The sequence below is a fragment of the Vallitalea okinawensis genome (genome assembly GCF_002964605.1).
Lineage (GTDB): Bacteria > Bacillota > Clostridia > Lachnospirales > PQDH01 > Vallitalea_A > Vallitalea_A okinawensis.
In genome coordinates, this window is sequence record NZ_PQDH01000001.1 from 330,834 (window position 1) to 356,390 (window position 25,557).

At 34.2% G+C, this 25,557-nt stretch carries 20 protein-coding genes; 5 read left to right on the forward strand and 15 right to left on the reverse strand.

All coding sequences use genetic code 11. The annotated features are described in order from the left end of the window. Nucleotides 1-28: 28 nt before the first annotated feature. From C1Y58_RS01730 to mgtE, 4 genes are all read right to left on the reverse strand, one after another. A complete protein-coding gene (locus C1Y58_RS01730; RefSeq protein ID WP_105614265.1) occupies nt 29-2,035 on the reverse strand; it encodes an HD-GYP domain-containing protein in 2,007 nt (668 codons plus the stop codon). An 11-nt stretch (nt 2,036-2,046) separates the two neighbouring features. Then, the gene (gene rho / locus C1Y58_RS01735) at nt 2,047-3,555 is read right to left on the reverse strand and encodes a transcription termination factor Rho (RefSeq protein WP_105614266.1); all 1,509 of its coding nucleotides are present in this window, start codon (nt 3,553-3,555) and stop codon (nt 2,047-2,049) included. Nucleotides 3,556-3,798: 243 nt separating this feature from the next. Further along, nucleotides 3,799-4,650, reverse strand: coding sequence for a class II fructose-1,6-bisphosphate aldolase (locus tag C1Y58_RS01740; protein WP_105614267.1), 852 nt, complete (start codon nt 4,648-4,650; stop codon nt 3,799-3,801). Between the two features lie 309 nt (nt 4,651-4,959). Further along, nucleotides 4,960-6,306, reverse strand: coding sequence for a magnesium transporter (mgtE, locus tag C1Y58_RS01745; protein ID WP_105614268.1), 1,347 nt, complete (start codon nt 6,304-6,306; stop codon nt 4,960-4,962). 438 nt (nt 6,307-6,744) lie between these two features. On the opposite strand from mgtE, the gene sdaAB reads away from it, so the two are divergent. Continuing rightward, complete coding sequence (sdaAB, locus tag C1Y58_RS01750; RefSeq protein ID WP_105614269.1) at nt 6,745-7,419, forward strand: L-serine ammonia-lyase, iron-sulfur-dependent subunit beta; 675 nt, start codon at nt 6,745-6,747, stop codon at nt 7,417-7,419. Nucleotides 7,420-7,444: 25 nt separating this feature from the next. Next, nucleotides 7,445-8,323, forward strand: a complete 879-nt coding sequence (sdaAA, locus tag C1Y58_RS01755) for an L-serine ammonia-lyase, iron-sulfur-dependent, subunit alpha (protein WP_105614270.1) — start codon at nt 7,445-7,447, stop codon at nt 8,321-8,323. A 36-nt stretch (nt 8,324-8,359) separates the two neighbouring features. On the opposite strand, the gene C1Y58_RS01760 is transcribed toward sdaAA, so the two are convergent. The 7 genes from C1Y58_RS01760 to C1Y58_RS01790 all read right to left on the reverse strand — a co-directional run bounded on the left by C1Y58_RS01760 (nt 8,360) and on the right by C1Y58_RS01790 (nt 17,084). Beyond that, the gene (locus C1Y58_RS01760; protein WP_170311484.1) at nt 8,360-9,754 is read right to left on the reverse strand and encodes a sensor histidine kinase; all 1,395 of its coding nucleotides are present in this window, start codon (nt 9,752-9,754) and stop codon (nt 8,360-8,362) included. Then, a complete protein-coding gene (locus C1Y58_RS01765; protein WP_105614272.1) occupies nt 9,738-10,421 on the reverse strand; it encodes a response regulator transcription factor in 684 nt (227 codons plus the stop codon). The genes C1Y58_RS01760 and C1Y58_RS01765 overlap by 17 nt, the downstream gene beginning before the upstream one ends. A 513-nt stretch (nt 10,422-10,934) precedes the next feature. Beyond that, nucleotides 10,935-11,546, reverse strand: coding sequence for a carbohydrate-binding family 9-like protein (locus C1Y58_RS01770; protein WP_105614273.1), 612 nt, complete (start codon nt 11,544-11,546; stop codon nt 10,935-10,937). A gap of 6 nt (nt 11,547-11,552) precedes the next feature. Next, nucleotides 11,553-13,226, reverse strand: a complete 1,674-nt coding sequence (locus C1Y58_RS01775; RefSeq protein ID WP_105614274.1) for a ribulokinase — start codon at nt 13,224-13,226, stop codon at nt 11,553-11,555. Then, nucleotides 13,227-14,255 carry a LacI family DNA-binding transcriptional regulator gene (locus C1Y58_RS01780; protein ID WP_170311485.1) on the reverse strand — a complete coding sequence of 343 codons (1,029 nt, stop codon included), beginning with the start codon at nt 14,253-14,255 and terminating at the stop codon, nt 13,227-13,229. 295 nt (nt 14,256-14,550) lie between these two features. Further along, nucleotides 14,551-15,969 (reverse strand): phosphoglucomutase/phosphomannomutase family protein, encoded by a 1,419-nt coding sequence (locus C1Y58_RS01785; protein ID WP_105614276.1) that lies wholly within the window; start codon nt 15,967-15,969, stop codon nt 14,551-14,553. A 29-nt stretch (nt 15,970-15,998) separates the two neighbouring features. Next, the gene (locus tag C1Y58_RS01790) at nt 15,999-17,084 is read right to left on the reverse strand and encodes a GHMP family kinase ATP-binding protein (RefSeq protein WP_105614277.1); all 1,086 of its coding nucleotides are present in this window, start codon (nt 17,082-17,084) and stop codon (nt 15,999-16,001) included. Nucleotides 17,085-17,318: 234 nt separating this feature from the next. On the opposite strand from C1Y58_RS01790, the gene C1Y58_RS01795 reads away from it, so the two are divergent. Next, complete coding sequence (locus C1Y58_RS01795; protein WP_105614278.1) at nt 17,319-18,482, forward strand: AraC family transcriptional regulator; 1,164 nt, start codon at nt 17,319-17,321, stop codon at nt 18,480-18,482. A 274-nt stretch (nt 18,483-18,756) separates the two neighbouring features. On the opposite strand, the gene C1Y58_RS01800 is transcribed toward C1Y58_RS01795, so the two are convergent. The 4 genes from C1Y58_RS01800 to C1Y58_RS01815 all read right to left on the reverse strand — a co-directional run bounded on the left by C1Y58_RS01800 (nt 18,757) and on the right by C1Y58_RS01815 (nt 22,646). Further along, a complete protein-coding gene (locus tag C1Y58_RS01800) occupies nt 18,757-19,587 on the reverse strand; it encodes an AraC family transcriptional regulator (RefSeq protein WP_105614279.1) in 831 nt (276 codons plus the stop codon). 172 nt (nt 19,588-19,759) lie between these two features. After that, the gene (locus C1Y58_RS01805) at nt 19,760-20,917 is read right to left on the reverse strand and encodes a glycoside hydrolase family 88 protein (protein WP_105614280.1); all 1,158 of its coding nucleotides are present in this window, start codon (nt 20,915-20,917) and stop codon (nt 19,760-19,762) included. A 123-nt stretch (nt 20,918-21,040) separates the two neighbouring features. Next, complete coding sequence (locus C1Y58_RS01810) at nt 21,041-21,988, reverse strand: inorganic phosphate transporter (RefSeq protein ID WP_207655689.1); 948 nt, start codon at nt 21,986-21,988, stop codon at nt 21,041-21,043. A gap of 1 nt (nt 21,989) precedes the next feature. Continuing rightward, the gene (locus C1Y58_RS01815; protein WP_105614281.1) at nt 21,990-22,646 is read right to left on the reverse strand and encodes a TIGR00153 family protein; all 657 of its coding nucleotides are present in this window, start codon (nt 22,644-22,646) and stop codon (nt 21,990-21,992) included. 383 nt (nt 22,647-23,029) lie between these two features. Between C1Y58_RS01815 and C1Y58_RS01820 the strand changes: the two genes are divergently transcribed. Both C1Y58_RS01820 and htpG read left to right on the forward strand, forming a co-directional pair. Then, nucleotides 23,030-23,503: a DUF5721 family protein gene (locus C1Y58_RS01820; protein WP_105614282.1), complete on the forward strand. Its 474-nt coding sequence runs from the start codon at nt 23,030-23,032 to the stop codon at nt 23,501-23,503. Between the two features lie 143 nt (nt 23,504-23,646). Further along, complete coding sequence (htpG, locus tag C1Y58_RS01825) at nt 23,647-25,542, forward strand: molecular chaperone HtpG (protein WP_105614283.1); 1,896 nt, start codon at nt 23,647-23,649, stop codon at nt 25,540-25,542. The last annotated feature ends 15 nt before the right edge of the window (nt 25,543-25,557 follow it).

The following is a 25,557-nucleotide window of genomic DNA, read 5'->3' on the forward strand; positions in this document are numbered from 1 at the left end:
CAATGTATAAAAAAATACAACCTTTTTTTTAGTCACTCAAAAACGCATCATTTAATATACCAATAAACTCTTGGGTGATATATGGATCAAATTGAGTACCTGAACATTTTTTTAATTCTAAAATGGCATCTTCCACCAACATTTTATCCTTATATGGACGATCTGACGTCATCACAACATAAGACTCAATAATGGCAATGAACCTTGCTAAATATGGTATTTGCTCATCTTTTAAGCCTTGAGGATATCCTTTGCCATCCCATCGTTCATGGTGTGATAAGATGCCGCTTGCTACTGTAGCTAAATCTTGAGTAGATGCTGCCAATTTGTACCCTAATACAGTATGGTTTTGGATTTGCTTCCATTCATCCTCTGTTAGTTTCGATGGCTTTTCAAGAATCTCAATAGGAACAAAGAACTTACCTATATCGTGAAGAGAAGCTAACAAACACAAATCATCAATCATGCTTTGGGATACCCCTAACCTTTTTCCAAGCTTGATTGCTAACTTTTCTATCCTCTCATAATGCTCATCAGTCTCATATGAAACATCACTTAGCCATTTTTTTGCATTAGTAATTAATATATTTTTATTATTCTTTTCATCCTTTTGTTTCTTTAGATACATATTGGCATCAGCTGAATGATAAATTTCTTCTAGATCTTCAGATAATCGATTCTTAGTTGCTATACCAATGGATATACTCCCCATACTGTCCTTCAGTTCATCCTTCACACTATTATCGATTAATGTTGCTAGTTGAGCAGCTTCTTCAACAGAAGTATGGGGCAAGATTACACTGAACTCATCTCCTCCAGTACGTGCAATAACGCGCCCTGGACCACTAGCAACACGCTTAATAATACCAGCGATACTTTTAAGAAACTCATCACCTTTATTATGCCCGAACATATCATTTATAATTTTCAAACCATTTAGATCGCCTAAAAGAATACTTATCGGTAAGTTTTCTTCTTTATCCAAATCTACTAAAGCTTGATCAAAATAGTTTCGATTATGAACCATCGTCAGTTTGTCCATGGTACCAATAAATTCGAGGTAATCCATCGCTTCTTTTAATGTAGAAATATCATAAAGTAAAACCATATAACCAATAATCCGATTCATTCCATTACGAACTTCTGACATTTTAACACTATAAGTTTTGACACCATGGTCATCAAAGAAGGTTATACTGGATTCTTTTTCAGCTTTGATTTTTTCAAAGGTTCGATCTGATACATTGGGTAAACCTTTGAAGAAGGTGTCTAAATGCAGACCAATAGCAGTTTCATTAACATCAAAAGTCTCTTGAAACATACGATTGATATCAACAATGTTAAATTCATCATCTACTATAATCAACATTTCCTCCATGTTTTGAATAACTTGTTCCTTGGATAGGGGTAACAATTCATTCTGAGAAATGTAAAATTTCACAATACAATAGATAACTACAGTTAAAATATAAACAACCATCGCATTACTGTAAGTAGGCGATCGCATATCATTATATATAAATTGCATAATCATAGTAAGAGTTAATCCACCGAACAATACATAATTGCAAAAACAGAAATCCTCTCTACTTTGTCTCAGTTGTCGAATAAGAATAACGAAGATATGTATGATCATTAACATGCTAATGATCATATTTGCAACATATACTTTGTCAATATTGAGTATGACATAATTACCTTTAAACACATAGTAGATCAATACGGTAACCCCATAGAGGCATGTAATTATATAGTAGTTCTTTAATTTTATTTCGGTTTTGTGCGGCATACTATCATCGGCGACAAAATCATATAGTATAGCTAAACTAATTAAGTAATAGATGCTCATAAAAAGCTGAATAAAAGCTTGATAATAATCTACTATAAACAATCCTAGTATGTGAAGTGATAAATTTAATGCACTAAACACTAAAATCATTGCAAGTTTATTAATTGGATTCTTATTCAATGAAAAAGCTTTTACCGAGATAACAAACAAAATTACCCCAAATGCAAAATACATTAACGCCGCCATATAATCACCTTTTAGTCCACAGATTGATTATTTTTTTTGTCTAAAGCTTTTTTTATAATCTGTAAGAAATTTTTGTTGTTCTTAGTCTTAACAATAACATCTATGATTTTTTCAGTTACTTCAATAGATTGCACGTTACTCATAGCTTTACGAATTAGATAGACTGCTTCAAGCTCTTCCTTTGTGAGCAATAAATCTTCACGCCTAGTCCCTGATTTATGAATATCAATGGCAGGGAATATACGCTTCTCAGATAACTTTCGATCTAATACTAATTCCATATTACCAGTACCTTTAAACTCTTCAAAGATAACTTCATCCATTTTACTTCCTGTATCTACTAGTGCTGTAGCTAATATAGTTAAAGACCCGCCACCTTCAATATTCCTCGCAGCTCCAAAGAATTTTTTAGGCATATGCAAAGCAGCTGGATCAAGACCACCTGATAAAGTACGACCACTAGGCGGAATGGTTAAATTATATGCACGAGCCAAACGTGTAATACTGTCTAATAAAATAACAACATCTTTTTCCTGTTCAACAAGTCGCTTTGCTCTTTCTAGAACCATCTCAGAAACACGCTTATGATGGTCTGGAAGTTCATCAAATGTGGAGTAAATGACATCTACATTATCACCTTCGATAGAACGTCGCATGTCAGTAACTTCTTCAGGACGCTCATCAATAAGTAAAACTATAAGATGTGAATCAGGATGGTTAGCAGTTATAGCATTTGCTACCATTTTTAAGAGAGTTGTTTTTCCTACTTTTGGTGGCGAAACAATCATACCTCTTTGCCCTTTACCTATAGGGGCAATCAAATCGATAAGACGTGTTGCAAATTCAAGCTGAGTTGTTTCCATATGCATACGCTTATTGGGATAGATCGGTACTAGGTCTTCGAAATTTTTACGTTTTGATGCTTCAAAAGGTGAGTCCCCATTCACAGTCTGTACGTATAATAGGGCACTGAACTTTTCATTATCTTTTGGTATACGAATATTTCCTTTTATCCAATCCCCTGTTTTTAAGTTAAAACGTCTAATCTGTGAAGGTGATACGTAGACATCTTTTTCACCAGGTAAATAATTATCGCATCGGATAAATCCATATCCATCAGGTAATACTTCTAGAACTCCTGCTGCTAAGATACCACTATCTAATTGCTCATACCCTTCTGGAACTTTATTTTTTTTCTTAATACCATTAGGATGACTATTATGATTAACATGTTGTTCAGTAGTATTCGTCTTGTACGCTGCTTCTGCCTTTTCTACGTTTTCAACTTTCTCTCCTACTTCAGCAATTCTAGCTGGGGCTTCGTTTGTTTCTTTAATTATCTTTTTAACTGGGGCTTTTTGTACTTTCTCTTTAGTGTTATCTTCAATTTTAGAGCTTTGTTGTTCAACAATAGCTTCAATTAATTGAGCTTTTTTAAATTTCGTTAAACTCTTAAGGCCCAATTCCTTTGCTAACTCTCTCAATTCAACGAGAGTCATACTACTTAGTTCTTTACTCATATAAAATCTAACCACCTTCATTAATCATTCATATACATATAGGAGTTATCGGAGACTTTTGAAGAAAAATTAATCTAAATACAATTACTTCTTTATTGATATAATTTTATTATTATTTAATTGACATTTTAATTTGGGTTTCAAAGGAACAAATTCTTTAGAATAGGCTAGAGAAGAAAATTCGATTAGGGTTTAATAGAGTAGCCATAATTGGCTACTCTTTAAGAAATTCACTCAGTAAGATTATGCGCGATTAGTACTACCGAACATTTCCATTTTAGCTTTACATACAGCTTTAACTGATTCTCTTGTTGGAGCTAACATTTTTCTTGGATCGTATACATCTGGAGTTTCATTAACAACTTTGTGCATAGCCTTTTGGAAAGCTACACGTAAGTCTGTATCGATATTAATTTTATTAACACCTAATGAAACAGCTTTTTTGATATCATCTTCAACGATACCAGAAGCACCATGTAAAACGATTGGCATATTAACTCTTTTCTTAATTGTTTCTAATCTATCGAAGTCTAATTCAGGATCACCAACGTATACACCATGAGCAGTACCAATAGCAATTGCTAAGTAATCAACGCCCGTTTTTTCAACGAATTCTACCGCTTCATCAGGATCAGTCATTGTAGCATCTTTCATATCAACTTTAACGTGATCTTCAACACCACCTATTTTACCTAATTCAGCTTCTACTGATACACCCATTGGATGAGCGATACCACATACAGTTTTAGTAATTTCAATGTTTTGCTCGAATTCATATTTAGAACCATCAAACATAACAGATGTCCAACCATCTCTTAAACATTTCATAACAACGTCATAATCTGTACCATGATCTAAATGTAATGCAACAGGTACTGAAGCGTTTTCAGCTAAAGTTCTTACGATAGTTGCAATCCCTTCGCTTGAAGCATAAGAAATAGCACTTTGGCTTGTTTGAATAATAACAGGTGAACGCATTTCCTCTGCTGCTTCAATTATTGCTTGAGTCATTTCTAAGTTACTCGTATTAAAGGCACCAACTGCATAGCCTTCCTCGTGTGCTTTTTGTAGAATCTCTTTTCCTGATACTAACATGAATAGTCCTCCTCAAAATTACAGGTTGTCAAACCTAAGATCTAACATACAAGAAAAATGCTTAAAGTCATGTTTCAAGTATAAGCAGGTCATATGGCTCCATACTTTCCTGCACTATAATAAACAATATATATTTCATATATTAGTTTTTAACCAATAAGTATCGCATTTATTTTATCACAGGAGCTTTATTCAAGCAAGTAAAATACAAGAGCTCTCTTATGCTTTTGTCAATAATGAATAGTTTGGTAAAAAACCTTGTTAAACTTTCGTCAATATGACTAAGAAAATTACTTTATTCTTGCCACATTATAAACCATAAATAAATGATGCTACATTAAAGTAAATAAGTAGAGAGCAAGCATCTACAATAGTTGTAATCAGCGGACTAGCCATCAATGCTGGGTCAAGTCGACATTTCTTAGCAACAATTGGAAGCATACCACCTACGAGGGCAGCAAAAATGATCGTACAGATCATAGTAAAATTAACTGTCATAGCTATTCTGAGATTACCAGCATAGGAACCAAAGAAAAATATACGAGCAAAATTCATTAGTGCTAATGGTACTGCAACAACAAAGCTAACTCTTAATTCCTTCATGAAAACGCGGAACAAATCACTGAAGTCTACCTCTCCAAGAGTTAAACTACGTATGACAAGTGTGGAGGACTGAGCACCAACATTACCAGAAGTACCTGTTAACATGGTCATGAATACGACTAAATCTGTAATCGCTGCAGTTACGTCAATATATGCTTCATTAATGATTTGTGTGAATGTTGCCGACACCATCAACACGGCTAGCCAAACAATCCTTCTCTTAGCAAGCTTAAAAGTCGATGCATCTAAGTAATCTTCCTCATCAGGTTCCAAAGCCGCCATTCTTTGGAAGTCTTCTTCATTTTCTTCTTGAATAACATCCACAACGTCATCGATAGTGATAATACCTACCAAACGCTGTTCTTTATCAACAACAGGCATGGATAAAAAGTCATACTTTTTTATGGTGTCTGCTATTTCTTCCTGATCATCTCCAGTATGTGCAAAAATAATGTCTGTTTCCATGATATTGTTTAAGATCTCATCAGGCTTAGCTAGGACTAAATCTCTTAAAGATACAAGTCCTTCTAATATACGTTTATGATCAATGACGTAGCAGGTATAGATGGTTTCCTTATCAACACCAATCTTTCGTATACGTTCAATAGCCTCAGCCACGGTCATTTCTTTTTTCAGATCTACAAATTCAATGGTCATTAGACTTCCAGCTGAATCTTCCGGATAATTAAGGAATTGATTAATTAACCTTCTCTCAGTTTCAGTGGCATTTTTGAGAATTTTTTTTACGACGTTAGCAGGAACTTCTTCAATTAAGTCAATCATATCGTCAAAAAATAGCTCATCTATTAAGTCATCAAGTTCTTCATCATTAACAAGGGTACATAATTCAGCCTGTTTCTCAGTAGATAAAAACGAAAAAACATCAGAAGCCATTTCTTTCTGTAGTAACCTAAATGCGAGTAAGGAGGATTTCGGGTTATCTACTTCGTCGATAAATTCGGCTACATCAGCCTCTTGCATCCCTTCCAAAATAGCTTTTAATTCTGTAAAACGACGTTCTTCTAATAAATCTTCAAGAACATTTACATCCATGGCATTCCCTCCTTCAATTGTCAAGCTTCTGTTAAGAACCATTTTTATGTGTGGAAATTATGGCTGTATTAAGTAAGTTCACCTAAATACTTTTTATAGCTTAACCTAATATCGCAACAAAATTTCCATAGTATTATGAGTTTCTATATAAAAATTTGTGATTTTCTTATCTTTTAATTCATAAGCATCTGTGATAAAATGAAAACTATGGGCTTATTTTTATAATGGCACATAAAAATATTTCTTAAAGGCTTGTTTGGTTTTATCATACGCCTCCTTCGAGCCTTATGTTACAATAAATAACATAGTATTTGGTAACTTGGACATTCCAAAAACCAGATTAATTATAACAATATATTGGCAAAATAACAATAGCAAAATACATTGGCGTAAGAAAATATAAACAGAAATTATTATTATAAAAGGGAGGGATTCTTAATGACTTCCTATAGTGTTTTTGATTTGATTGGTCCAGTCATGGTAGGTCCATCAAGCTCTCATACTGCAGGTGCAAATCGAATTGGGTATATAAGTAAGCATATTGTAGGCGAAGAAATAGAAGATGTCACTTTTTATCTTCATGGCTCCTTTGCCAAAACCCACAAAGGTCATGGAACTGATAAAGCACTTTTAGCTGGCATATTAGGCTGCTTACCTGATGATGAAAAGATACGCGATGCGTTTGAATTGGCCGACCAGGAAGGTTTGACCTATCATTTTGAAGAGATTGACCTTGGTGATGTACATCCTAATACTACTAAAATAGTTGCCAAAACCAAGACAAATCATACATGGACCATTATAGGCTCAAGTATTGGTGGTGGCAAAATCAAGATAACCAGTATTAATAATATGGAAGTAGATTTTGATGGTGAATTCACAACGCTTATTACTGATCATACAGATTGTCCAGGTATAGTTTCAAGAATTACTAAAATATTGTCTGATTATCACATTAATATCGCTTTCATGAAACTTTTCAGAGAAGTAAAAGGGCGAGAAGCCTTATTAATTATTGAAACTGACGAAGATATTCCACGTGCTGCTGCTGATGAATTAGAAAAAATTGAAGCCATCCACAGTTCAAAGATAATTCCAAAGTGTAATATTTAGACTTGAAAGTCCAGGAGGATAAGTTATGGGTTTTTTTACTGGAAAAGAGCTACTAGAGTTATGTCAAAATAATAAGTATCAAATCTATGATGCTACTATTGAATATGAGAATGAAAAAACAGGTATTGCAAAAGAAGCTATTTTAGAACGTATGATGATTAACCTAAAAATCATGAAAGAGGCTGCTACAAGAGCTTTTTCTGAAGAAATAGGTGGAAAAATAATCGGTGGTGAGAGTAGAAAACTCCGAGAGCGTTATGAAAATACTAAGCCTGTATGCGGTAATACTATGGCACGTGCAGTTTCTTATGCTCTAAGTACCATGGAAGTTAACGCGTCTATGGGTAAAATTGTTGCTGCGCCAACTGCTGGTTCCTGCGGCGTCATTCCTGCTGTGTTCTTAAGCTTATCAGAAAGCCACCAGATATCAGATGAGCTTCTCTTAAAAGGTTTGTTTACAACCAGCGGTGTAGGTATTGTCATTGCTAATAATGCTACTTTATCCGGTGCACAAGGTGGTTGTCAAGCTGAGGTAGGTTCTGCCTCTGCAATGGCTGCTGCTGGTGTTGTTGAAATGATGGGTGGTACACCTGAACAAGCTCTACATGCCGCTGCTATAGCTTTAAAGAATTTGATGGGCTTGGTCTGTGATCCAATTGCCGGTTTAGTAGAAGCACCTTGTACAAAAAGGAATGCAATAGGCACTTCTAATGCTCTCATTTCAGCTGAAATGGCTTTAGCAGGTATTACAAGTGTTGTTCCCTTTGATGAAGTGGTTGAAGCTATGTACAAAGTAGGTTTATCCATGCCATGTTCCTTGCGTGAAACATCACTTGGTGGCGTTGCTGCAACACCGACTGCCAAAAAAATAGAAAAAGAGATATTTGGATACAATATCACCTAATTTTTATCATATGGTTTGCTAAGAGGCAAGGGATTGTTAATCCCTTGCCTCTATTAAATCAAGCTGCTTCTTGAATTGAATAATAACTTCTGTACCGCTACCGATAATGCTATTAACCTTGATTTCCCCACTATGTCGATCGACAATGGACTTGGCAATGCTCAGTCCTAAACCATTGCCCCCTTTCTCTTTATTCCTTGATGATTCAGCTCTATAAAACCGATCAAAAATATACGGAATATCTTCTTCGCAAATACCTATCCCCTTATCTTGTATCGTTATGTTCACAAACTCTTCACTACCCGTTAATGTAACATATATGTTGTTTCTATCTTCAGTATACTTGAGTGCATTATCCATGATGATGCGAAGGAGTTGTTTTAGTAATTTGATGTCTCCTAAAATTGTATGACCTGCTTGAATATTTTCAATAATGGGATGTTCTTCATCAACTAATCTTGTTTCATGAACAATAGCATTTAATAGTTGACTCATGTCAACATCACCAAATTCCATTTGATAAGTATCATTATCATACCTTGCTAATAGTAATAATTTTTCAATCAATTCCTTCATGCCTTCTGTCTCATTTCTAATTGCTTCAATGGACTCATCTAAAACAGCTTCATCTTTTTTACCCCATCGTGCTAAAAGATCAATGTATCCTTGGATAACTGTAATAGGGGTTCTAAGTTCATGAGAAGAATCCGATACAAACCTTTTTTGCTGTTCAAAGGATTGTTCCAACCTATCTAACATCTCATTAATGGTAATGGATAAACGCCTTAACTCATCATCAGGTCCATCAACAGCTAACCTCATATTAAGTTGATGGATATTAATATCTCTTGTCATAGATGTAATTTCTTTTATTGGTGATAACATCTTTCTACTAATATAAAAACCTACAATAATAGCGAGAAGAATTCCTATGACATCCACAACATTTAGCACGTTCTCCATAAATTCTATTATCATTTTTTCTGTTTCAAATGAAGAGACAACTAGTAAATCAATATCCCCGAATCTCTCTGAATTAACTTTACCACTCATTGATATATAGTCCTCATAATCTTTTACTTCATAATAATATGTAAAAAACAATTTATTAGACAAAAATATAGGTGTCCCGTTATGGAAAATTGCGACATAGATATCTTCATTCACTATATTAGATTTTATATGGCTTTCTTCTATACCTTCAATGCTATCGCCTGTTAAGAAATCTTTAATAAGTTTATAGTTTGTTTCAACAGTTTTGTACTCATTATTATAAACTAGAGCTTCTACAGTCATGTTAAAAACAAGACGTATGAATATTAACAGAAGAACAATCAATATCGTAAAAGCTGCAGTAATCCTCATGGATATTGAAAAAGTATATTTTCTTTGCTTTCTTATCTTTCTCTTACGTTTATTCTTTAATAACATAGCCGACACCTCTGACGGTATGGATATATTTATCTTCAGCAACATCATCAATCTTAGACCTCAAATATCGAATATAAACATCGACAACATTAGTTTCGCCAAAATAATCATAACCCCATACCTCATTCAATATTTTATCTCTACCAAGTACTATGTTTTTATTTTCTAGTAATAACTTAAGTAATTCAAATTCTTTATTTGTTAAATCAATCTTAGAGTCATCGAGTAAAACTTCATAGGTCTGCCAATTAAGTTTAAGCTCCTTAGCACTTAATTCATTACTCTCTTCACTTTTATTGTGTTTATTATCACACCACTTCAAAAGCCTTCTGATCCTTGCAAGCAACTCTTCAATGGCAAAAGGCTTCGTTAAATAATCATGTGCTCCCATTTCAAGACCTTGTACACGATCCATGATTTCATCTTTAGCACTAACCATAATAATTGGGATGTCAGATTCCTTTCTTATGCGTCGACAAACCTCCATACCATTAACTCCCGGTAACATAATATCCAGTAAAATAAGATCATAATTGGCATGATGAAATTTATCTAAACCGTTTCGCCCATCATAGGCAATATCAACATCGTACCCTTCATATTTCAATTCAAGCTCTATAAAACGAGCAATCTGCTTCTCATCTTCAATAATAAGAACTCTCTCCACAGCTCCACCTCCATATATATTAAGGAAGTTCCTTATAATCCATTACTTAAACAATTTTAATAATTTAATATACTTATATTAACACTTTTCAATTAAGAAAAGAATTAAAATCCCATTAAACTTTATAGAAAACTGTATAAGGCATGGGCGTCTTCCCTGCTGGCATAATAGTATCCATCTGGAATACTTATCTCTAACTATCCACCCCCGAAAGCTTATAAGGTGGACTATGGACGACGAAGCCCAGCTGTATAGACATCTACATCTTCCCTACTGGCATGTTAGTACTTATCTTGAATATTTATCTGTGTCTATCCAAGACCGAAAGCTTATAAGGGGTACTATGGAGTAGCGAACCATGGACGGTGAGCCCAGCTGTAAGAACAGGACGTTCTTCCCTGCTGGCGTAATAGTACCCCTTATCAGCTTGACCCCAACGCGATATCTATGATTTCAAGGTTAAAAAAAGACCCTAGCATAAGCTAAAGTCTTCCTCATAATCTTTTCATAATTTTACTCAAATACAATTTCCCCAAAACATTCAGGTCGATGAAAATTAATCTCATGGGTTGCATTCCATGCGGAATACTCATCCTCACCATTCTTTCTTCGATCAATGCGATAAAGATTCCCCTTCCATGAGGTTCCACTGCTAATCGCCTGATCCGTTAATTCATCTAATGGTATCTCCATTTCCACTACCCAATGGTCATCACTGACCTTCGCCACACTCTTAATAACTTGATCCACCCTAGCAAACCCTCTTACCTTACCACCATGATTGTGTATAGCATAATGCAACACCGTGTTAAGAGGACTTACTTCTATTTCTATGTATTGCTTCAACTCTCCTGTAGCATCAATAAATATTTCTACAACTTCTTCATTATAAATAGGATCATTATAATTGGTCATAACAGCGTTAATTTCATCATCGATACAACTAAAGACCACATAAAGTGATTCCTTCGTATAACACATTTTTGCTATTGTTCTTTGTAACGGTTTATTACCCGTCGCAGTCTCCACTAATTCTAAAGACTCCATGCTTTTCCATGGTTCTTTATTAAGATTGCCATCTAATGTAATAGGTTCTTCACTAAAGTGGCATAAATAAGTTTTCAAATAGAACTAACTCCTTTGCCCTAATTTTATTCTTTTAAGCTTTTTCATAATATTGTTTTCTCCCTGTCCAAAATAATCATGGAGAATTCTGTATTCAGCATATAAATCATTGTAGATTTCTTGATTAGCAGGAATCGGACGATAAACAGTATCTTTAAGTCGAGCCATTTTATCAACAGCTTCTTCTAAAGAGCCATAGCCCCCTTTTTCTTTACCAGCTGCTACTGCTCCAAATATACATGAACCTAAAGCTACAGGTTGTTCGCTATCACAAATTCTAATTTCTTTTCCCGTAACATCTGCATAAGTTTGCATCATTAAAGCATTCTTTCCTGCTATTCCACCAGATGCATATAATTCATTTATAAGTATACCATTATTCTCAAATTGGTCAATAATTACTTTTGTCCCATATGCTGTTGCTTCAATGAGGGCTCGATAAATTTCTTCTGGCTTAGTCGTTAACGTACATCCAAGAATCAAACCGGTTAAATCGGAATCGTCGAGAATAGATCGGTTTCCGTTCCACCAGTCAAGTGCTAATAAGCCGCTTTCCCCTACTTTAAGCTTTGAAGCCTTATCTGTAAGAAGCTGATGGATATCCATGTTCTTCTCTTTAGCTTCATCCATATATTTTGAAGGTACACAATTTTTTACAAACCAATTAAAATGATCACCAACACATGCTTGACCTGCTTCATAACCAAACATTCCTGGTAAGATACCATCTTCAACAATCCCACCAATTCCTGGGATAATTTTTTCTTCTTTGCTAACAACCATGTGACAAGTAGACGTCCCCATGATCAATAGCATTTGACCTTCTTTATTAATGCCAGCAGCAGGAACTGCAACGTGTGCATCGATATTGGCAACAGCAACAGCTGTACCTTTTTTCAATCCAGTTAAAGCAGCCCCTTCTTCATTGATATAGCCTGCACAATCACCAAGTGAATAAATATCCCTACTCAATTTATCATCAACGAAACCATCAAGTCTTTCATCTAAAGCTTTAAAAAACTCATTAGAGGGATAACCCATCTTTTTATTCCACAGTCCCTTATAACCAGCTTGACAGGAACTTCTTTTTTCCTCACCTGTTAGTTTAAGAACAATCCAATCTCCAGCTTCGATAAAACGATCTGTTGCTTCATAAACTTCGGGTGATTCATCTAAAATTTGCATTACCTTAGGAGCCAGCCATTCTGAAGATACCTTCCCGCCGTAATAGTCTAAAAAGGCTTCACCTCTTTCACTAGCTATAGCATTCAATCGGTCAGCTTGCTTCTGTGCAGCATGGTGCTTCCACTTTTTTACGTAGACATGGGGTTCTTCTCTAAACTCTTCTTGACGTGTTAATGGGTTCCCCTCTTTATCTATAGGTAAAATTGTGCAGGCAGTGAAATCCACTCCAACACCAATAATATCTTCAGCGTGAACCCCAGTTTTCTCCATAACACCTTTCGTCACAACTTTTAGACAATGCAAATAATCTTCTGGATGTTGAATAGCCCAATCTGGTGGTAGTTGTACACCCGTTTCTAATAAAGTTTCTTCCATAATCCCATGTGGATATGGACATTCAACACTATCAATTTCAGCACCACTAATAACATCAACTAGCAAAGCTCTACAAGAACCTGATCCATAATCAATTCCTAATGTATATTTCTTACTCATTTAACCCAATCTCCTCTCATTTTTAAAAACTGTATCAAGATAAATAGATTGAATAGACTTATTTTTACCTTCTATCGTATCCACTAATAGTTCTACAGCCTTTTTTCCCATCTCTTCAGGTTGTTGTTCCATTAAAGCTATGGGTTCTTTTAATTGTCCTGCCAATTGCATATCCTCCAAAGTATTATAAGGCAATGTAAATGTATCAAAAGCTACAAGATCTATATCTTGAGGTACACATATACCTTGCTCATATAACACACTTAACATGAGAGATAAGTCCCAACTTGTTGATAAGATGATAGCTTCAGGTCTCTGACGTATTAAGTCATGAACTAGCTCCTTATTAAAGACATGTTCGTCATCAAAAATAAAGCATCGTTTTGGCTTAATCTTATTTTTTAGCATCGTCTCTTTGTACCCTACGTAACGATCTGCTTGATCAGATGTATATAGCCCAGAAGAACGATTAAAAAAAGCTATGTTTTTGTAGCCCTTTTCCAATAGATATTCCGTCAATCGAATGCTACCTCGCCTGCTATCAGATACAACAAAAGAACTTTTAATCGTTGGTATATAGCGATCGACAAAAACATATGGAAAATTTTTTGCATTCATATAATTGTAAATCTTTACACTAAGTTCATCCCCTGTAGGACAAATAAGCATGCCATCGACGATCCCTGTTCTACACATCTCTAAATACGCTTTTTCTTTTTCTGGTTGTTCTGTTGTATTGCAAATAAGGACATTATATCCTAACTCTCTTGCCCGCGTTTCAATGGCATAGGATAACCTGCCAAAGAATTCAAAAGTAATATTAGGTACAATTAAACTAATGGTATTTGTCTTTTGTGTTCTTAGACTAGACGCCATTCGATTAGGCCTATAATGATACTTCCTAGCAATATCAAGAATCTCTTGCCTCTTTTTCTCAGACACTCGGACTTCTTTATTATTGATTACTTTAGAGACTAAAGACTTAGAAACATTAGCTTTATCAGCTATAAATTGTAAGCTGACTTTCATGTCAATCACATCCTGGTAAATCGATTTATCATATAATAAATGTAACATTGAAAAACGTTGACCAGCAAATTAACTAGAGGGCTGTATGGATTAAATTGCTTCATTAAAATTGATTATCTCACTCATACTCCATCATTCTTAGAATATCAAAAATATCATTCACTAATTAATCTTTATCTAAAAGAGACTGCCTCAATATTAATTATGCCACAATATCCGCGTATAAGTAATTACGCAGATATAAAAAGCCATAAATAACCAACTCTGAGACAGCCTACTCTTAAATACCAATGTGTTATTTTTCAATCCCTAAGAATTCTCGCATAATGTTGCAAAGCTCCTCAGCTTTTTCTAATTCAGTCATTTCTGCAAAAATACGAATCAATGGTTCAGTACCTGAAAAACGTGCTATGATCCATCCACCATTTTCAAAGTATACTTTAACACCGTCTTCATAACTGATTTTCTCTATGGCATAAGGAAACTCAGGTAATTCTTTCTGCTCATATAATTGATGCTTCAATGCAGATTTAAGACTGGCATCAAAACTAAAATCTTTCTCAGCCATTTCGAATTGACCATACTTCTCTCTTAATTCTTCTTTTAATTCTGCCAAGCTTTTCCCAGTCACACAGATCATCTCAACTAATAAAGCTGATGCAAAAATACCATCTTTCCCTTTAATATGGCCTCGTATGGTTAACCCACCACTGCTTTCGCCACCAATAATGGCATCTTTTTCTTCCATCTTGCTGCTAATGTGCTTGAATCCTACAGGCACTTCATAACAAGACTCTCCATGCGCTATCGCTATTGCATCTAAAAGATGGGTCGTTGCTATGTTACGAACAACAGGTCCCTTCCACCCTTTATAGGTCATTAAATAGTAATAAAGCATGGCCATAATATCATTAGGATGAATAAAGTTACCATTCTCATCAATTAAACCAATACGGTCTGCATCACCGTCCGTACCTATACCAAGATCATAGCCTTTTTCCACAACTCTATTTCGTAGCTGATTAAGTGTTACAGCATTTGGAGATGGTAGCCTGCCGCCAAACAAGGTGTCATGGCGATCATGAATGAGCTCGACTTCGCAACGTGCAGTCAGAAGTATTGTCTGCAAAGAAGTTTTCGATACTCCGTACATAGGATCTAAAAGTATTTTTAGGTGTTTGTCTTTAATAGCGTCTACATCCACCATATTCAAGATATTATCAATGTATTCATTGAAAGGTTTGATAATAGTTACTTTACTAGTCTCAAGGGCAGTTTTAAAGTCAAGACTTTTTACATCCGATTCACCTAGTTCATCCAATATCACTTCAATTTCATCTGTCACATCTTTTGTTGCATCCCTACCACCTGCAGTGAAGATCTTTACACCGTTATAAGCTGCCGGATTGTGGCTGGCTGTAATAGCTGCTCCATAGTGTACTTTCATTTGCTTAACTGCATACATGATCATAGGGGTAGGAGCAATATCGTCAATAAAATATACTGGAATATCATTTGCTGCTAAGACTTCTGCCACCCAAACAGCAGATTCTCTTGATAGAAATCGACGGTCATATCCAATAATAAAACCATCCATTGCTTTATTCTTTCTATGCAAGTCTATAGCTATCGCTTGTGCTAATAATAGAATATTAGACTTTATGAACTCATCACCTATAATTGCACGCCAACCACCTGTACCAAATTTAATCATGGAATCACCTCTTCTTTGATTTATGCCATCTAACTGTCACATCTAACGCCTGTATCTTGCTTTAAAATAATTGCTGGATATCCTTTCGCTTCAATGGCATTTACTATATCCTCGCAATCTTCATCTTTGGCATATACATAGCAGCAACCGCCGCCGCCAGAACCATTGATCTTTCCACCTAATGCTCCATTAGCATAGGCCGTTTCTAATATTTCTTCTATTATAGGTGTGGAAATTTCTAAACCATCTCTAAGATTAGCATGATGGCGTTTTAATAATGCACCAAAAGCTTCTTCATCGAATCTGTCAGCTTGTAAAAGTTTTATACCTTCAAGAAGCACTTTATAGTTATCAATATTCGCTTCTAGTTTTCTCCTATGTAAAGGCTCTAAGCACTCTAAGAACTTTATATTTTCATCATTACTAATAAAATCTCTTACACTGGTTATACCTTCACCTTTTAATGATTCAAGTGCATCTAATACAGGATATTTAGCGCTGGCTAATACTTTGGTTGTATCCTTATCTTGTAATGAGTCAAATAATATAAAACTACCTGGAATCTTAAAATCTAATGGCTCGACAACTGTCTTATCGGGGTCAAATGTCAAATGAACAAGACCACCGAAAGCCGAACTATAATGATCCATCAAACCACCTGGCTCTTTAAACTCTGTAACTTCAGCATCAAAGGCTAACATTGCTATCTTTTCTGGATCATTTTTATGTGGATGATTAGCTAATTCAAGTAACATTTTGATAAATACAACTGTCATCGTCGTAGATGAGCACATGCCTTTACCAATTGGTATCTCAGAATCCATGTCTATGTCATAACCCTCCACAGGATATCCATTTCTTCTTAACACATTGATGGCACTTCTTATGTAATCCCTATTGTCTCTATAAGTAATTTTCTCTGTTAATGAAATTTCTTCTACTTTATCAATACTTTCACCGGATAAATGAACACGTATAATATCTTCTTTATTTTTAGCACCTTCAGCTTTAAAACGTAAGTTTATTGCAGATGCCACCACTTCTAATCCCAAATAATCTTGATGCTCGCCAAATAAGCAAATACGACTAGGTGTAGAACAATTAATCTTTTCCATTCTCAACTTCCCTTCTATTTCAAATAATCATACAAACTAGGTTTTACTAATTTCATTTTATAGGAGAATTGGAGTAAAGTCTTTGTATAATCTTTTATTTCATTTGTAAAATCCTATCTTTATATTAAATTTTGCAAATCTACATAAAATAACTTATAATAATGCTAACGAAATAAGATGACGGATTAGATCCTTTTTTAGAGATTTACATGTTTATTAAGGACGGTGTGTAATTTGATTAATAATTTGAATCCATTGACTTTTTATAAATACGGTCAAGTATTATTTGAAAATAAATCCATTGAGATAAAGACCATACCACTTATAATGAAAAAAATAACCAATAATACCCTTTTTAATTTACACGTTTATTCAGAAGATATACTATTAGTTCCAGTAGAGGGTGTTATGCTCATCTATATACAAGATACAGAGTCTCGACTTCACCCCTTCTTATTGGATAAACCCATTCAGCTAAAAGCTCATACTTCTTTTGGTGTTATTCCCTACCAAAAAGATGCTAGATTGCATTTCGGTATACCAGAGAATGCAACTCACCAATTCATTAATCTTAATGAACCTGTTAAACCTATAAGTATTAACCCTGAATTTCAGGTACTAGATGTTCATACGATTTTTTATCAAGAGAAAGAGAAGAATTTTGTTTTCCCTGGTGAAAAACATAGCTTTTGGGAATTGACTTATGTTGATCGAGGTCAACTTTCCACAGAGATAAATGATCGGCAATTTCTATTAGGACCAGGAGAATTGATTTTCTATACTCCCGATCAATTTCATCGTCAAGAAAGTGTTAGTGATGATCTTCTTTCCTTTATGACCATTACATTTGATATGGATATAAACGATGTTACCTTCTTAAGCAATAAGGCTTTTAGAATTAACCATTCTCTAAAAGAGCTTTTGGAACAAATTCTTCATGAATACACCAATCATACTTTTTATAGCAATGATCTCATCCTTTGCTATCTTAAAGAATTTATTATAAAACTCATAAGAACCACTAAATTCACGAATACCGAAATGCAATTGGATACTCACATGCAAAACAATGTCGAAAACAATGTAGTTATACAAGCCATGGATTATATCCACAATCATATTGACAAAAAGATTACTATTAATGCTATTGCTTCAAATATCCCTATTAGTGCCTCTTATTTATCAAAGATTTTTAAAAAACATACAGGTCAAACTATTGTGGCTTACATTAATGATTATAAATTAAAAAAGAGTAAGGAACTGATCCGTGAATCCAGTTATAACCTTACTCAAATATCCATGATATTAGGTTTTTCAAGTGTGCACTACTTCTCTAAGCAGTTCAAGAAACAATTTGGGGTAACACCATCACGTTATAGTAAATCGATAAAGCACTAAAAAAGACTTTAAATCATCATTCTTGAGTCAAGCATGCAAGGGGATCTATTACGCTGGCAGAAAAGACGTCCATGTCTTAGACTGCCAGGCTCCCCATCCGTGGCTCGCTGCTCCATAGAACCCCTTACATACTTTCTGTATCTGTGGCAGATGTTGAATAAATCGCTATAGGCGTAAAAAGGGAATTATTTAGATAAGAAGATTTAATAAAGCGAGCATCCAAAAACATAAAACTAAAAGTACTCAATAATTATAGACGACAAAAGTACTGCCATCAGCAGTGCTTTTTACTGTATTGTTTAGGTGTTTTCCCTACCATTTTTTTGAAGATCCTAATAAAATGTGTTTCATTTTTATATCCTACCATTTGACTAACAATGTTGACTTGAAATCCCTTCATCAGAAGTTCTTTTGCTCGCAACATCCTTTTATTCATGATATATTCATTGACAGTAAATCCAGTGGTTTTTTTAAAAACCTCACACAAATAGTATTTTGATATAAAGCATTCTTTCGCTAATATATCCAATGGGATTTTCTGATCTAAATGATCATTGATATAGGTTATTACAGGTTGTATCTTATCCATATCTGCAGTTGAATGTGTGTGAGTTATTAATTTCATTTTCTTAAAATCATGTAACATTAATAATAATTCTACTACATGTATCTTTTTATATATTTCATTAGTACTCTCTTCATTCTCTTCATTTTTCAATAATTTATTAAGAAGTTGAACCACTTCAATCAATTGATCTGTATCTAAGGAAATTTGTTTAACTTCTTCAAATATATCAAGTAGATTGAAAGAATCACTATTAAATGCCTTTAACACCTGATGATCAAAAAATATAAGATATCGCTCATATCGCATCCCTTTAGGTACAAATACTTTATGTAAATCCCTTGGAGTGAATAGAAATAGATTTCCCTTTTTAACCTCATAAATACGATCGTTAATAAAAAAGCTTGGTCCATCAGCTAAAGATAAATTAATTTCATAACCATCATGGAAATGGAACTTGTCCATACTCCAATCATATGAAACATTATGACTTATAGAAATGGATGTTCCTTTTTTAAAGTTAAAACCTTCTGCCTGCATATCATCACACCTATATTGTTATCTTGTCACCATTCTACCATATTCCACTTATCATGAAAAGTAACCATCGGTTCAAAAATGGCTACGTTACAACTTCCTTTAGATGTTTGTATTCTTAGGAAAGCTGTATGGGATAAGAAAAAGGGATAACCTTGCGGTTATCCACTTTTTACTACCAGAATAATAAATCATTTTCCTTATTTTTTAATTTACACATGGCTTCTACAAAGAAGTAGTCGCCCCAGCTCATAGCCTCGTCATATTTCTTTAGTGAATAAAAACCTTCTCTTAATAATCCATAGCCACTGTCATTGGTATCAATAAAATAACCTTGACAAAGTTCTTGTAAGATAATTGTTGCACATTTATCAAATAATCTAGCTCTTTCTTCATCAACATATTTACTTAACTCTAGTAAGCCAGCTGCTCCTATACTTGCAGCAGATGAATCTTTCATTTCTGGAGCTAATTCTGAGACAGCGAAATCCCAATAATGTACATAATCTTTTGGTAAGTTGTCGATATAGTATTCAGCTGAACGAATAGCTATATCCAAGAATAGAGGATCCTTTGTATAAATATAACTTAGGGTAAAACCATAAACACACCAAGCTTGACCTCTTGCCCAAGTACTTTCATCATACTTTCCTTGATGTGTCCCACCTTCAATGGCTCTACCAGATATAGGATCAAACATGTATGTATGATAGACTGATGCATCTTCTCTTACTAAAGTTTGTGATGAAGTTATTGCATGTGTTTTTGCAATCTCTGCATAATTTTCATCACCGGTTACTTCAGTTGCCCAATAAAGAAGAGGCAAATTCATCATACAATCAATGATAATTTTAACGTTTGGATACCTAACCCCAATAGAACCCCAAGCTTGAATAAACTTTCCTCTTTTATTATATCGTGAAATTAAACGGTCTGCTGCTTTAATAGCAGTCATTTTCGCTTTTTCACTATCAGTCAATTTATATAAAGCCACACAGGATAGAGTATATAAAAATCCTATGTCGTGATTATCCAGCCCAATATTGTTCTCAAGTCGGTTATTAAAACTCTTTAACCATACTTCAGAGTTACGAAGAAATCGGTCATCCTTTGTTGCATGAAAGGCTAAATAAGCCATCCCTACGAAAAAAGATGATGTCCAATCTTTATTGTCTTTTGGTACATATTTGTTTCCTGTACTAACATGTGGGTATTTCTCAATAAATACATCCATATTCTTATCAATGGATGCCAACATTTTTTCAAAGTAAGTTTCTAATAATTTCTCATCTACAGTATAATCTAAGATTCTTGATACATCTAAAATGTTCATACCATTACCTCCTAATTAAAACTTTCTTCTATTGTATCATAGATTAAAAGCTAATAATTAGCAGATGTTTGTTAAAAATAAACTTATCTTTGGCTCATGTAATGACCAAACACTTAATGATAGTTACATGTGATATATAAAACTAAAACCAAAACTTACAAGTCCCGCTATAGTAGGTGTACCAAACCAAGCAAACATAATGTTTTTAACTGTTTTCATATTAATAGCCTTAACACCTTTAACAAGTCCAATACCAATAACCGCACCTACAATTGCCTGAGATGTGGATACAGGTATTCCAATTAGTGCATAAATATATACTGTTAACGCTGCTGCCATGACAGAAACGAATCCAGAAATCGGTGATAGGTCTACCAGTCCTTTTCCAACTGTCAGCATAACTCGTTTGCTATAGGTTAATACCCCTAAAGCAATTGATATACCACCAACAATAACTGCTTGCTGGGTTGTTAATAGGTTGAGTTGCCCAGCATATATGCTCGTTACATTGGCTACATTATTAGCTCCCAATGAATAAGCTGAGAACATACCAGCTAATATGTAGCCTCCTTTGATGACAGCATCATAGAATTCTAGACTCTTAATACGATTCTCTAAGAACTTTTCAATGATCTTATACATAATAAAGCTGATGATCATAGCACCTAGTGGAGTCACAATCCAAGCGCTTAAAAATTTAATTGATGCAGAAAAATCAGTTCTTCCAACTAATAATCCCCCACCCATGATAGCACCTATAACAGCCTGGGATGTCGATACCGGGAATTTCAAATATGTCATCACTGTAACTGTTAAAGCTGCTGACAGCATAACAAAAAATGCTGCTAACGCTGTATCAATTCCACCATTATAGGCAAAATCACTTAACTTATGAACACCATGTTCTCCATCTACTACAGCTCCTAGAATTACAAAAATTGCTGTTATGATAACTGCAGTACTATATTTGACAACCTTTGTTGAAACTGCAGTACCAAAAACATTGGCAGCATCATTGGCCCCTAAAGACCATCCTAAAAATGCTCCCGAAAAGACAGAAGGACTAATCACTTTAAGCCCTCCTAATTGCTAATACAATTTCAATAATATCAGAAATATCTTCAATAACATCTGATATGTCAGCAATTTTTGATATAATACTTCTTAGTTGATTTTTCTCTGCTAGAGATACATTATCTTCGAAAAGAACTTTAATGGCTTCATATTCATAATCGTCAACTTCACTTTCTAATTTTTCTATATCTTTAAGAATAGTGAAATTACCTTTGTCATCATTCATTTTAATGAATAGGTTACGAACGACTTCCTCTAAGAGATTAAATTGTTCACAGGTTTTCGTATTGATATTGTGGATATTTGTTTTGAGAGGTTTTGGAAAATAGATTTTTTGTAATAAGATTTGCTTAACAACTTCTTCACATTGGTTAGCAATCTCATCGATAAATTCAATAAGTTTTAATATTTCGCGGCGAGTATCTGGTAGTAAAGCCCCGTTTAATAATGATTGGATGATTTGATGGCGGTTTGCATCAGCAGTAGATTCTAATTCTTCTACCTTTTCGCCTAATTTTTTGGCTTCATCTGTTATGCCTTCATCCACTACAATATCTAGAAATTTTTGAAAAGTCTCTAAACATTCTTGTACTGAGTCCACATGCTTTTGCACTAGATCATGGACATTTTCTCCTTTGTTTTTAGAGAAAAACATACTTTTACCTCCTCTTTCACATAGGCATTTTCGCCTTTAATATGCTGAGCAATTATAAAGTCATCTGACAATACACTGCTTTAGCGATAACTTATTATAATATAGGTTGAACGTTTTCTCAACAGTTTTTTCAAAGTATATTGTATACTAGCAAATAAGTTTTATGCAACCGTTTTTATTAGTCTCTTACTGAGAGTTTATTCCATATTACCCCTGTATTACGATTTCTGTATACCCAAATATTAGAATACACTTAATCAAACTTAGTTTCAGCAATATAACGAAAAACATACACGATACCCCATCTTTTTCTTTTCATAGATACCTTGTCTATGATAAAATAGCATTAGTTACTGAATATAATTCTGGAAAGGAAAAAGGCTATGGTGGCACTAAAAATCATAGAAACAAAGCCCTTCATGGCGCACCTATTAAAAGGGTCTCTTTTTGATACTTGGGAAGGTCGACAAATGGAAATCCGTACTTATACCAAGTTTAGTATAGACTGCAAAGTTAATAAAGATTTTTATACCCAAGAAGAATTCGAATTATTACATCACACCTCTTATGCTTCTTGGTCTCAACTGAAAGAGTCTGTTTTTCAGATTATTAAAGGCAATAAGACTCCAACAGAAATGAAGATTGTATTAGCTAAACCAATAACTTCTATAGAAGATCTAGATCCCAATTTAGTAGACGGTGTCTTTATTAATATTCACTTTGAAAACGGTGGAGTGGTTATAACAACTGGTACCTCCATGAAGACATTTACACTTGACAAGTCCACAGATCACTATTGGGACAATTGCGTTAAAGATTTTTTCCAAAGAAATGGTATACTATTTGAAGAGCGATAGTCATTTCACTCGATCTTTTAGCACTCTCATTAAGAGAGTGCTAATTTTGTCTTGACATTGAAAATCTTTAGTTATATCATTAATAACAGAGAATATTATTTATAGGCAATATACTTATGCCTAATCGAAAAGGAGATGAAATTATGGCACATGAAAATGGCAATTTATCCATCCATAGTGAAAATATTTTCCCTATAATTAAAAAATGGCTCTATTCTGATAAAGACATTTTTATTCGTGAATTAATTTCAAACAGTTCAGATGCCATTAGTAAGTTAAAGAAACTTAACATAATGGGAGAAGTAGAAATTGGTGAAAACACTGATTTTAGAATAACTGTTGAGATAGACCAAGAAGCCAAAACTATTAAAGTTATGGATAATGGTATTGGTATGACAGCTGATGAAGTAAAAAAATATATTAATCAAATTGCTTTCTCAGGTGCAGAAGACTTCTTAACTAAATACAAAGATAAAACTTCTGAAGACCAAATTATTGGTCACTTTGGATTAGGTTTCTATTCTGCATTCATGGTTGCATCAAAAGTTGAGATTGATACGCTGTCCTACCAGGAAAATGCTAAACCCGTTCACTGGATCTGTGAAGGCGGTTCCACTTATGAGATGGAAGAAGGAAGTAAAGATACAAGAGGTACTACAATTACCCTTCATGTAGGAGAAGATAGTGAGGAATTCTTGAATGAATTCACACTCCGTCAAACCATCCAAAAATACTGTTCATTCATGCCATTTGAAATTTACTTAGAAACAATCAAAAATGAGGAACCAAAAGCTGAAGAGACAGCCGATGAAGACAAGGCAGAAGATGCCGAACCAGCTGCTCCAACACCCCTTAATGATCCAACACCATTATGGCTCAAAAAACCTAGTGAATGTACCGATGAAGAATATAAAGCCTTCTACCATAAAGTTTTTATGGACTTTAAAGAACCTTTATTCTGGATTCATCTTAATATGGATTACCCTCTTAACTTAAAAGGTATTCTTTATTTCCCTAAGCTAGGTAATGAATTTGAGACTGCTGAAGGTCAAGTTAAATTATACTGTAATCAAGTTTTTGTTGCAGACAATATTAAAGAAGTTATACCTGAATTTTTACTTCTATTAAAAGGAGTAATTGACTGTCCTGACTTCCCATTAAATGTTTCAAGAAGTTTCCTTCAAAATGATGGTTACGTAACAAAGATTTCAGAATACATTACTAAGAAAGTTGCTGATAAGTTGAAGCAAATTTCTAAAAAAGAAAAAGAAAACTTTGAGAAGTATTGGGATGATATTCATCCATTCATTAAGTACGGTTGCTTAAGAAACGATAAGTTCTATGATAAGGTAAAGGATATTGTTATTTATAAAACAACAAAAGGTGAATTTATAACCCTTCCTGATTATTTAGAAAGAAATCGTGATAAGCATGAAAATAAAGTCTTCTATGTGACAGATGAAAATCAACAATCCCAGTACATTAAGATGTTTGATGAGCATGATATGGAAGCTGTTATACTTCCAACTACCATCGATCAACCTTTCATCTCACATATTGAAATGAAAAATAATGAGGTTAAGTTCGCACGTATCGATGCAGATCTTACAGATCTCATGAAATCTGAAACTGATGAAGAACAAAATAAAACGTTAGGTGAAGATCTTCAAAAGCTGTTTACTGAAACACTTGGTAAAGAAGTTAAAGTTAAAGCCGAAAATCTAAAAACAGCTTCTGTTTCAGCTATGATCCTTTTATCAGAAGAATCTCGTCGTTTCCAAGACATGGCCAAAATGTATGGTAATATGGGTATGATGGGCATGCCGATGGAAAATGATGAAACTTTAGTTGTTAATACTAACAATAACCTTATTGAATACTTAATCGCTAATAAAGATAACGAAGATCGTAAAGAGGAACTCAAAATAGTATGTGAGCAAGTTTATGACTTAGCAATGCTCAGCCATAAACCTCTTGAACCAGAGGCTATGACTCGATTCATTCAACGTTCTAATGATATATTAACAAAGTTAATATAAAAAAAAAGCAGTTAT